9 protein-coding genes and 1 tRNA gene are annotated in these 9,564 nt (G+C 69.8%); 3 read left to right on the plus strand and 7 right to left on the minus strand.

The genetic code is table 11. The annotated features are described in order from the left end of the window. Positions 1-132 precede the first annotated feature (132 nt). Entirely contained in the window at positions 133-303 is a 171-nt protein-coding gene (locus tag JWP65_RS02335; RefSeq protein ID WP_299759970.1) for a hypothetical protein, read from the plus strand. Positions 304-954: 651 nt separating this feature from the next. On the opposite strand, the gene JWP65_RS02340 is transcribed toward JWP65_RS02335, so the two are convergent. From JWP65_RS02340 to JWP65_RS02370, 7 genes are all read right to left on the minus strand, one after another. Beyond that, positions 955-1,030, minus strand: a tRNA-Lys gene (locus JWP65_RS02340). Positions 1,031-1,068: 38 nt separating this feature from the next. Continuing rightward, on the minus strand, positions 1,069-1,857 hold the full coding sequence (locus JWP65_RS02345; RefSeq protein WP_299759972.1) for a tRNA threonylcarbamoyladenosine dehydratase: 789 nt from the start codon (positions 1,855-1,857) through the stop codon (positions 1,069-1,071). Next, positions 1,854-2,963: a YeeE/YedE family protein gene (locus tag JWP65_RS02350; RefSeq protein WP_299759974.1), complete on the minus strand. Its 1,110-nt coding sequence runs from the start codon at positions 2,961-2,963 to the stop codon at positions 1,854-1,856. The genes JWP65_RS02345 and JWP65_RS02350 overlap by 4 nt, the downstream gene beginning before the upstream one ends. A 120-nt stretch (positions 2,964-3,083) precedes the next feature. Continuing rightward, entirely contained in the window at positions 3,084-3,848 is a 765-nt protein-coding gene (gene ybgF / locus JWP65_RS02355) for a tol-pal system protein YbgF (RefSeq protein ID WP_299759976.1), read from the minus strand. Between the two features lie 5 nt (positions 3,849-3,853). Continuing rightward, positions 3,854-4,390: a peptidoglycan-associated lipoprotein Pal gene (gene pal, locus JWP65_RS02360; protein WP_299759978.1), complete on the minus strand. Its 537-nt coding sequence runs from the start codon at positions 4,388-4,390 to the stop codon at positions 3,854-3,856. A gap of 24 nt (positions 4,391-4,414) precedes the next feature. After that, positions 4,415-5,701 carry a Tol-Pal system beta propeller repeat protein TolB gene (gene tolB, locus JWP65_RS02365; protein WP_299759981.1) on the minus strand — a complete coding sequence of 429 codons (1,287 nt, stop codon included), beginning with the start codon at positions 5,699-5,701 and terminating at the stop codon, positions 4,415-4,417. A 73-nt stretch (positions 5,702-5,774) separates the two neighbouring features. Beyond that, positions 5,775-6,545 (minus strand): glycosyltransferase family 2 protein, encoded by a 771-nt coding sequence (locus tag JWP65_RS02370; RefSeq protein WP_299759985.1) that lies wholly within the window; start codon positions 6,543-6,545, stop codon positions 5,775-5,777. 121 nt (positions 6,546-6,666) lie between these two features. Between JWP65_RS02370 and msbA the strand changes: the two genes are divergently transcribed. After that, entirely contained in the window at positions 6,667-8,373 is a 1,707-nt protein-coding gene (msbA, locus tag JWP65_RS02375) for a lipid A export permease/ATP-binding protein MsbA (RefSeq protein WP_299759987.1), read from the plus strand. Further along, entirely contained in the window at positions 8,370-9,482 is a 1,113-nt protein-coding gene (gene rfaQ / locus JWP65_RS02380; protein WP_299759983.1) for a putative lipopolysaccharide heptosyltransferase III, read from the plus strand. Before msbA ends, rfaQ begins: the two co-directional genes overlap by 4 nt. Positions 9,483-9,564: the final 82 nt, after the last annotated feature.

Here is a 9,564-nt window from a genome sequence, read left to right on the forward strand (position 1 = left end):
AGGCGGCGCAAGCCCGCCTCGCCGGCCCCGGTCCTACGTCGATCCTCCCCGCCGGCCCACAGTGGTCGGCACGCCCGCGCGTCTAGATTGGCACAGCTGCCGGACGGTCCGGCCGCCAACACGAGGAACCCCATGCCCCAATCGACCAAAGACTCCCAGGGTGGAAAGAGCCACGCCGGCAAAAAGAAGCATTCGAGCGGCGAGGTGTCCGACAAGGCGGCGGCGAGAAAAACCGGTGGCCGCTCCGCAGGCTCGCCGACCGGGCCGAACAAGCACGGCGAAAAAAAGACCACGCCGCATTGAGGAGCAAGGACAAGAGGGAGGGGTCATGACAGCCACTCCCTCCGGGTTCTCGCCACAAACAACGCCCGCCGCTTCAGCCGCACCTTGACTTGCCGCCGATCCGTGTCCGCAGGAGCTTGGCCCCACAGCGGCGGCACTGGTACAGGCGAAGCAGTGGCAGCAGTCGCATCCCGAAAGATCGTCGAATGCGGCGCAGCCTGCGCAGGCCGCGGGTGCATCGCAGGACGCGCAAGCCTGCACTGTTGCGCCCAGGTAGTTCGTTTCAGCGAGGCACGTGTCTGCTGGTGGGTGAAGCTGTAGGCGGGTGAGAAGCGGAACAGGGGACGACCGGGCGCGGGGAGCCACGAAAGCACACGCCCAGCGCCTGCGCCGCAAGAGTATTCCTGCCGGCAGCAGGCGATTTCCCCAGCCACCGGCTGCGAAGAAGTCCGCGGGAAAGAGCGCGCTGGCGCAAGCGGACGACCGAGCGGCGCCGGCAGGTGTTCTGGTCGTTGGTGTGTCGGCCCGCCAAGTGCGTTGCGAGCGGCCAGGAAGGGCGCCGCGCCAGCCACGAGTGTCAGCGCCAGGGCCCCAGGAACGGCCGATGCCGCTCATGTCGGCTGGCCAAGGCTTTGCGCCGGGGCTGGCCAAGGCTTTGCGCCGGTGTGTGGGTGGTGGGACGTGCGGGGGTCGAACCCACGACAAACGGATTAAAAGTCCGCTGCTCTACCAACTGAGCTAACGTCCCACGCTCTTGCTACATTTGCACTGCAGCAAAGCCTACGATTATAGCGCGTCTTTTGCGGATTTTCGGGTGGCGATCCTGTCGAGGATCCACCCCGCCGCGCATTGGCCGAAAGTTGCCGTCACGCTCACCACCGAGCCGTAGCCGTGGCAGTTGAGCGAGCCGTCGCCTTCGGTCGCGCAGGAGGCATCCGGGGGCGCAACCGCCTCGCGGCTGAACACGCAATGCACGCCGATCCGCTTGCCTTCCCTGGGCGCGCGATGGAATTTGCGCAGCCGGTAACGCAACTGCGCCAGCAGCGGGTCGTGCGTGGTCCTGGCCAGGTCGTCGATGTCCACCTGATGCGCCAGCCGCTTGCCGCCGGCGGCGCCGCAGGCGATGAACATCGTTTTCGTCTGCACGGCCCAGGCAGCCATCGCCGTCTTGGCCTGGACCTGATCGCAGGCGTCGATCACGGCGTCGACGCCGGCCGGCAACAGCTGTGGCCAGTTGCCCGGCTCGACGAATTCCTCCACCCCGTGCACGATGCAGCGCGGATTGATGCCGGCAATGCGCTCGCGCATGGCCAGCACCTTGGCCTGGCCCACGGTGACGTCCAGGGCGTGCACCTGGCGATTGATGTTGGACTCGGCCACGTGGTCCAGGTCGATCAGCGTCAAGGTGCCGACGCCGCTGCGGGCCAGCGCCTCGGCCGCCCACGAGCCGACACCGCCGATGCCGACCACGGCCACGTGGGCGCGCCGGATGGCGGCGGCGCCGTTCATGCCGTAGAGCCGTTCCAGTCCGCCAAAGCGGCGCTGCAGGTCGGCCGCTTCGTCCAGGTGCGTCATGCGGCGCGGTCCAGGCGCCACACCTGGTAGCGCAAGGCGAGGATGGCGCCGGCCACGATGCCGGCCACGGCCACGAAGCTGGTGGCGCTCAGCGTGGCGATGCCGCTCATGCCCTGGCCGATGGTGCAGCCCATGGCGGTGACGCCGCCCACGCCCATCAGCAGGCCGCCACCGAGGTGGTTGGCGACGTCCTCGGTGCCGCCAAAGCCTTCCCAGCGGAACGAGCGCCCCAGCAGGGAAACGGCCAGCGAGCCGACGATCACCCCGAGCACCGAGACGATGCCCACGGTGAGCAGCTTGCTCTTGTCGCTGAAGAACATCAGCCAGTCGAGCGTGTAGGCGATCGGCGAGACGAAGCTCAGCGCTTCGGCCCGGCCGGAGTTGGTGGCCAGGAAGGCTTGCTCCAGCGTCTCCGGGTGCTCGGCCAGGTGACCCAGGTGGCCCGACACCCACCAGGCGCCGACGATCACGGCGCCCAGGCCGAAGCCCGCCAGCAGGTTGTCGAAGGTGCGAAAGCCGCGGCCGGCCAGCGCCCACAGCACCAGGCCCCCGCCCAGCAACGCCGCCGTGACCAGCCCGGCCAGTGGCAGGCTCCAGCCGGACACGGCAGCCAGGCCAACCGGCAGCAAGGCCGGGCCCGCGAAGTCGATGGCGACCTTGTCCACGCTGGCCACCCGCGCGACCGCCGTGATGCCCTTGAGCGTGGCGAAGGCCGACAGGCCCAGCACCACCACCACCACGACCGCCTTGAGGCTGCCGCTGCCCACGCGCAACAGGTTCTTGCTGCCGCAGCCAGAGGCCAGCACCATGCCGACGCCGAACAGCAGCCCGCCGACCGCGGCCGACAGCCAGATCCAGCGGCTGGCGCTGTACAGGGTCTTGGCGGGATCGAGCTGGCCCAGCGCCACCAGCGCCCAGAAGCCCAGGATGGCGACGCCGGCCGCCAGCGCCCATTGGCGCAGCCGGTTGGTGTCGCCCATGTTCCAGGCGTCGCTCAGCGCGCCCATGGTGCAGAAATGCGTCCGCTGGGCGATGGCGCCAAAGACGAAGGAAAGGACAAAGGCCGCCGCAAGAACCTTGGCGGCCAGAGCGTTGAGCTCGGGCATGGGGGGGATTCTAGGGGTTAGGGACCCGGGACCAGGGGCTAGGGAAATACCCGAACCCCGAACCCCAAACCCCAAAACCTCTAGCCCCTAGGGCCCTAGGAGCCGAGCGAAAGCCGACGCTCAGCGCTGCCGCGCCAGCCGTTCCCTGGCCGCGAGGGCCGCTTCCGACTGCGGGTAGGCCCTGACCAGGTCGTCCAGCGTCTTGCGGGCGCTGGCGTTGTCCTTCAGCTCGATCTGGCAGTTGGCGATGGACAGCACGGCCTCGGGGGCGCGCGGATGGTCCGGCGCCTGCTGCAGCAGCGCGCGGAAGTTGGCGATGGCGCCGCGGTAGTCCCGGTTGGCGTACTGGGCGTTGCCCAGCCAGAACAGCGCCGTGGCCCGGTAGCCGCTGGTGGGGTACTTGCGGGCGAACTCGGCAAAGCCCGTCTGGGCACCGGCGAACTCGCCTTTGCGGAAAGCCGCCAGCGCCGCCTCGAACTCGCGCTGCTCGGCCGGGTCGGCGGCGAACTCGCGGCCGTCCACCGTCACCGTCACCGGCTCGAACTTGCGCAGCCGCTCTTCCACGCCCTGGGCGATGTCTTTCTGCCGCCGCTGCACGTCGGCCAGGTCGCGCGCGATCGTCTCGTCGCTTCCGCGCAGGCGCGCCATTTCGGAGCGCAGCGCCTCGATCTGGTTTTGCAGCTCCAGCAGGCTGCGCCGCAGCGTCACGTTCTCGTCGGTGGCGCGGCGCAGTTCGTCCGCCGTAGCCAGCCGCTGCTGCTCGACCCGCTGGCGTAGCTCGAGAATGGCGCGGCGCGCCTCGTCGTCTTCGAACAGGGCTGCCTGGGCGCCGGCGCTGAACAACGAGGCGGCAGCCAGCGCCGCGGCAAGCACGGAACGCTTCATGCCGGTCACCGGTATGCGATTTCCGCGCGGCGGTTCTGCGCCCAAGCCGTTTCGTCGGCGCCCGTCATGGCCGGCTTTTCCTCGCCCAAGCTCACCGCTTCGACCTGGGCGTCGGTCACGCCCAGCAGGGCCAGCGCGCGACGCACGGCTTCGGCGCGGCGCTGGCCCAGAGCCAGGTTGTACTCGCGGCCGCCGCGCTCGTCGGTGTGGCCTTCGACCACGATCCGGCGGCCGTTGTTGCTGCGCAGGAAGCGGGCGTGCTGCTCGATCAGCGACTGGAACTGCGGCTTGATCTCGTTGCTGTCGTAGTCGAAGTAGATTGTGCGGGCGACGTTGGCGGGGCCGGCCGTGTTGCCCGCCAGCGAGTCCGCCTGCACCTGCTCGACCCGGCTCGCGCCGCCCGGACCGGTCGGGCCGGTGGCGCCGGGCACCACGGTGGAGCCGGAGCGGTTTTCCACCGGCACGTCTTCCAGCTTCACTCCGCTGGAACAGGCAGCCAGCGTTGCAGCAATTGCGGCTGCCAGGAACACACGGTGCATCATTTGTTCAATCCTTCATGAGAGTGTTCATCGTTGGAAAGGGCCCCAATCGGGTTCGCGGATGTCTCCGCTTTGCCCGGCCAGCCGTGCCTTGATCTTCCCGTCGAGGGTAGTGGTCATCAGCGCCTCGCGCCCGCCCTGGCGGGTGGCATAGACGATCAATCGACCGTTGGGAGCGAAACTCGGGCTCTCGTCGGCCGTCGTGTCGGTGACCGACTGGACGTTGCCGCTGGCGAGTTCCATCACCTGGAGCTTGAAGGCGCCACTGATGCGGGAAATGTAGGCCAGCCATCGACCGTCGGGGCTCAACGCCGGCGAAATGTTGTAACCGCCAGTGAAGGTCACGCGCTGCGGCTCGCCGCCGGTGGCGGCCATCCGGTAGATCTGCGGCGCGCCGCCGCGATCGCTCACGAAGTAGATGTTGCGCCCATCGGCCGCGTACAGCGGCTCGGTGTCGATGCCGCCCGATTGCGTCAGCCGCTTGGCTTCGCCGCCGGTGGCGGCGATCGTGTAGAGCTGCGAGCCGCCGTCGCGGGTGAGCGTGACGGCCAGCGTGCGGCCGTCCGGCGCCCAGGCCGGGGCGCTGTTGGAGCCGCGGAAATTGGCCACCAGGCGGCGCTGGCCGGACGCGACGCTGTGCACGTACACCACCGGCTTGCGCGACTCGAAGGAAACGTACGCCAGCTGCGAGCCGTTGGCGGACCAGGCCGGCGAGATGATCGGCTCCGGGCTGGCCAGGGCCGACTGCGCGTTCTCGCCGTCGGCGTCGGCCACCCACAAGTTGAAGCGGGGGCCGGCCTTGGTCACGTAGGCAATGCGGGTCGAGAACACACCCTTGTCGCCGGTGAGCTTTTCGTAGATCAGGTCGGCGATGCGGTGCGCGGCCAGCCGCAGGTCGCCTGCCACCACCACGAAGCTCTGGCCGCCCAGGTCTTGACCGCGCACCACGTCCCACAGGCGGTAGCGCACGTCGTAGCGGCCGTCGGCCAGCCGCGAGACACTGCCGACGGCCAGCGAGTCGGCGCCTTTCTGGCGCCACGGGCTGACGTCGGGACGGGCCGCCTCGTCCAGGGTCGGGCCGCTGCCGTCCACCGCGCGGAACTGGCCGCTGCGCTCCAGGTCGGCCTGCACGATGGCGGCGATCTTCTGCGGCGCCTCGGCATCGCCGCGAAACGGCGCGATCGCGATCGGCAGCTGGGTCAGGCCGACGCCGGTGACTTCGACGCGAAATTGCGCGTACGCGGAGGGCAGCAGCGCGCCTGCGCCGAGGGCTGCCACGAGGTCGCGGCGGCGCCACTGTCGGGGTACGTTCATGCTCTAGGTTCTCCTTGTTGCTGAGCGGTGCGAGTCTTCGAGCCCGGCGGCGGTTCCCGGCCGGTTGAAAACTTCACCTTTGCGAGCCTGAAGCAGCCGGTTTGCGCTGCATCAGCCAGAGTTTCAGGTAACGGTAATAGGTGCCTTCGGCGTTCGAGATGGCCAGCGCCAGCCCGAGCTGGCCGTCCAGAAAGCCGAGCTTGAGCACGTAAGTGCGCATGAAAGCCCACCAGCCGTGCAGCAGGGCCTGGCTGAACGAGCCTTTCTTGCCCCTGGCGTGCAGGGCCTGCGCGCCAGCCGTCGAATAGCGATCCAGTTTACCGAGCACCGATTCGAAGTGCGGCATGCTGTTGTGCAGCAGCTTGCCGGAAAGCCGGCCCACCTTGCCGTCGGCGATCACGCGCTCGTGCACGATGTCGTCGGAAAAGCGCGCCGTGCCGCGGCGAAACAGGCGCAGCACGCGGTCAGGATACCAGCCCGAATGCTCCATGTAGCGGCCGCAGAAATTGGAAAAGCGGTTCACCATGTAGGCATCGAAGCTGCCGCGGGCCATTGCCTCGCGCAGCTGCGCGGCCAGCTCGGGGGTGACCTGTTCGTCGGCGTCGATCGAGAACACCCAGTCGCCGCTGGCGGCCGCCAGCGCCCGGTTTTTCTGCGGGCCGTAGCCTGGCCAGTCGGCCGATTGCGTGACGGTCGCGCCCAGCGAGCGCGCCAGGTCCACCGTGCCGTCGGTGCTGCCCGAATCGAGCACCACCACTTCGTCGGCGAAAGCCACCGAACGCAGGCAGTCGCCGATGTTGAGGATTTCGTTCTTGGTGATGACGATGACGGACAGGCGTGGCATGGGGCTGCGGGCGCCGCGGGCCCCCTGGGCATGCACGGCATAATCGCTGGTCATTATTGCACCCCACACATTGGACCCGCCTTAAGTGATCCGCATCGACTTCGGCGCCGTGCGCTGGCTGATGCCGTATTTCGGCGGCTCGCGAAAGTTCTGGGCGGTGGCGGCGATCGCCACCTTCATCTCGTCGGCCACCGAGCCGCTGGTGCCCGCCATGCTCAAGCCGTTGCTGGACGACGGCTTTGATTCGCCCGTCATCGCGTTGTGGATGGTGCCAGCCGCCCTGCTCGGCCTGTTCGGCGTGCGCGGCATCGCCGGCTTTTTGGCCGACATGGCGCTGGCCCGCATCTCGCAGGATGGCCTGCTCAAGCTGCGCACCGCCATGTTCGCGCGGCTGCAGGACGCGCAGCTGTCGCTGTTCGCCCGCGAGAACGCGACGGCGCTGTCGAACACCGTGGTGTTCGAGGTGCAAAGCGGCGTCACCCTGCTGGTCAACTCGGTCATCGCGGTCCTCAAGGACAGCCTGTCGATGCTGGCGCTGCTGGTGTACCTGCTGTTCCTGAACTGGAAGCTGACGCTGGTGGTGTTCGCCATCGTGCCGGCGGTGGCCTGGATCATGCGCACCGTCTCGCGCCGGCTCTATCGCATCGCCCGCAGCACCCAGACCGCCACCAATGAACTGGCCTACGTGGTCGAGGAAAACGTGCTGGCCGCCCGCGTGGTGCGCCTGCACGGCGCCCAGCCGGCGCAGGCCGGGCGCTTCGAGAAGCTGGGCACGGCGCTGCGCCGGCTGGCGCTGAAGTCGGCCGCTGCGTCGGCAGCCATCACGCCGCTGACGCACATGGTGGCGGCCGCGGCGCTGTCGGTGGTGATCTGCATCGCGCTGTGGCAAACCCGCGAGGGCATCACCGTCGGCACCTTCGCCTCCTTCATCACCGCCATGCTGATGCTGATCGCGCCGATCAAGCGGCTGTCGGAGGCGGCCAGCCCGATCTCGCGCGGCTTGGCGGCGGTGCAGCGCGCCATCGACCTGGTGGAGAACACGCCGTTCGAATCGGGCGGCGCGCACGCGCCCGGCCGCGCCGCCGGCTGCATCCAGCTGCAGGACGTCAGCGTGCGGTACCGCGACGACGGCGCCCCCGCGCTCGACCACGTCGACATCGAGGTCGCCCCAGGCCAGGTGGTGGCGCTGATCGGTCCGTCCGGCTCCGGCAAGAGCACGCTGGCCAACCTGCTGCCCCGCTTCGTGGTGCCGGACCAAGGCCGCGTGCTGCTCGATGGCGTCGACGTCGCCGAGTGGAAGCTGGACGCCCTGCGCGCGCAGTTCGCCCTGGTCAGCCAGGACGTGGTGATGTTCAACGACACGCTGGCCGCCAACATCGCGCTGGAAGACCCGCCCGATGCGCAGCGGCTGCTGCGCTGCGTGGAAGCGGCCAACCTGGGCGAGCTGGTGGCCTCGCTGCCGCTGGGGCTGGACACGGTCACCGGCCACAACGCGGCGCAGCTGTCCGGCGGCCAGCGTCAGCGGCTGGCGATCGCGCGTGCCTTGTACAAGGACGCGCCGATCCTGATCCTGGACGAGGCGACGTCGGCGCTCGACGCCGCCTCCGAGCGGCTGGTGCAGGAGGCGCTGCAGCGGCTGATGGCCGGCCGCACCACCTTGATCATCGCCCATCGGCTGTCGACCATCGAGCACGCCGACCTGCTGGTGGTGCTGGACCGCGGCCGCGTGGTGGAGTTCGGCACGCACACTGAACTGCTGGCGCGCGGCGGCCTCTATTCGCACCTGCAGGCGCTGCAGACCGGGTCGGCCAACGGGCGAGCGGAATGAGCCTGGCCGGCCTGCAGCCGCCGGACGGCATAGCCGCCAGCCAGCTGCGGCGGGTGCTGGTGATCAAGCTGCGGCACCACGGCGACGTGCTGCTGGCCAGCCCGGTGCTCACCGCGCTGAAGGCGGCGGCGCCGCAGGCGCAGATCGATGCCCTGGTGTATGCCGACACCAGCGGCATGCTGCGCGGCCACCCGGCACTGGACCAGTTGCACGAACTGCCGCGCGCATCGCGCACTGCGGGCTGGCTGGACCGCTTGCGCTCGGAGCGCGCCCTGCTGGCCACGCTGCGCGCCCGCCGCTACGACCTGCTGGTGCACCTGACGGACCACCCGCGTGGCGCGCTGCTGGCCTGGCTGCTGCGTCCGCGCTGGTCGGTCAGCCACGAGCGCGACCATGGCCAGTGGTGGTGGCGCCGCGTGTTCAGCCACATCGCCCGCCAGCCGCGCGGCACCCAGCGCGCGACGGTGGAGCGGCACCTGGATGCGCTGCGCCGCATCGGCATCCACCCGGCCCACGCCGACAAGCGCCCCACCCTGCACACCGATGCGGCGACGCTGGAGAGCGCGCGCGGCAAGCTGCGCGCCGCCGGCTGGACCGGAAAGCCGTACGCGGTGCTGCACCCCGGCTCGCGCTGGCTGTTCAAGGCCTGGACGGTGCAAGGCAATGCCCGCGTGATCGAGCACCTCACGGCGCGCGGGCTGGCGGTGGTGCTGACGGCCGCGCCCGACCCGCGCGAGACCCAGCTGTGCGACGCCATCCTGGCCGCCAGCGGCGCGCCCTGCATCGACCTGCGCGGCCAGCTCACGCTGCCCGAACTGGGGGCGGTGATCCGCCAGGCCGCCGTGTTCGCCGGCGTCGACTCGGTGCCGATGCACATCGCCGCCGCCGTCGGCACGCCCGGCATCGGCATCTTCGGCCCCAGCAAGGACCTCGAATGGGGCCCCTGGAGCGACCGCATGCGGGTGGTGGCCTCGCGCGACTTTCCCTGCCGGCCTTGCGGCATCGACGGCTGTGGCGGCAGCAAGCGCTCCGAGTGCCTGGTGACGCTGCCGGCGCAGCAGGTGATCGCCGTGCTGGACCAAGTGCTGGACCGCCATGGCCCCGCCTGAGGCCAGGCCGCCGCGCATCGCCATCGTGCGCGGCGCGTACAACGCCGCCGGCGGCGCCGAGCGCTTCGTGCAGCGCATCGCC

This window comes from Ramlibacter sp. (assembly GCF_028292805.1).
In the GTDB taxonomy this organism is placed as follows: domain Bacteria; phylum Pseudomonadota; class Gammaproteobacteria; order Burkholderiales; family Burkholderiaceae_C; genus Ramlibacter.

Bases quoted from the DNA above. Each gene is read 5' to 3' on its own strand.
- JWP65_RS02335 (WP_299759970.1), top strand. From the start codon at position 133: ATGCCCCAATCGACCAAAGACTCCCAGGGTGGAAAGAGCCACGCCGGC.
- JWP65_RS02345 (WP_299759972.1), bottom strand. From the start codon at position 1,857: ATGACGCACCTGGACGAAGCGGCCGACCTGCAGCGCCGCTTTGGCGGA.
- JWP65_RS02350 (WP_299759974.1), bottom strand. From the start codon at position 2,963: ATGCCCGAGCTCAACGCTCTGGCCGCCAAGGTTCTTGCGGCGGCCTTT.
- ybgF (WP_299759976.1), bottom strand. From the start codon at position 3,848: ATGAAGCGTTCCGTGCTTGCCGCGGCGCTGGCTGCCGCCTCGTTGTTC.
- pal (WP_299759978.1), bottom strand. From the start codon at position 4,390: ATGATGCACCGTGTGTTCCTGGCAGCCGCAATTGCTGCAACGCTGGCT.
- tolB (WP_299759981.1), bottom strand. From the start codon at position 5,701: ATGAACGTACCCCGACAGTGGCGCCGCCGCGACCTCGTGGCAGCCCTC.
- JWP65_RS02370 (WP_299759985.1), bottom strand. From the start codon at position 6,545: ATGCCACGCCTGTCCGTCATCGTCATCACCAAGAACGAAATCCTCAAC.
- msbA (WP_299759987.1), top strand. From the start codon at position 6,667: ATGCCGTATTTCGGCGGCTCGCGAAAGTTCTGGGCGGTGGCGGCGATC.
- rfaQ (WP_299759983.1), top strand. From the start codon at position 8,370: ATGAGCCTGGCCGGCCTGCAGCCGCCGGACGGCATAGCCGCCAGCCAG.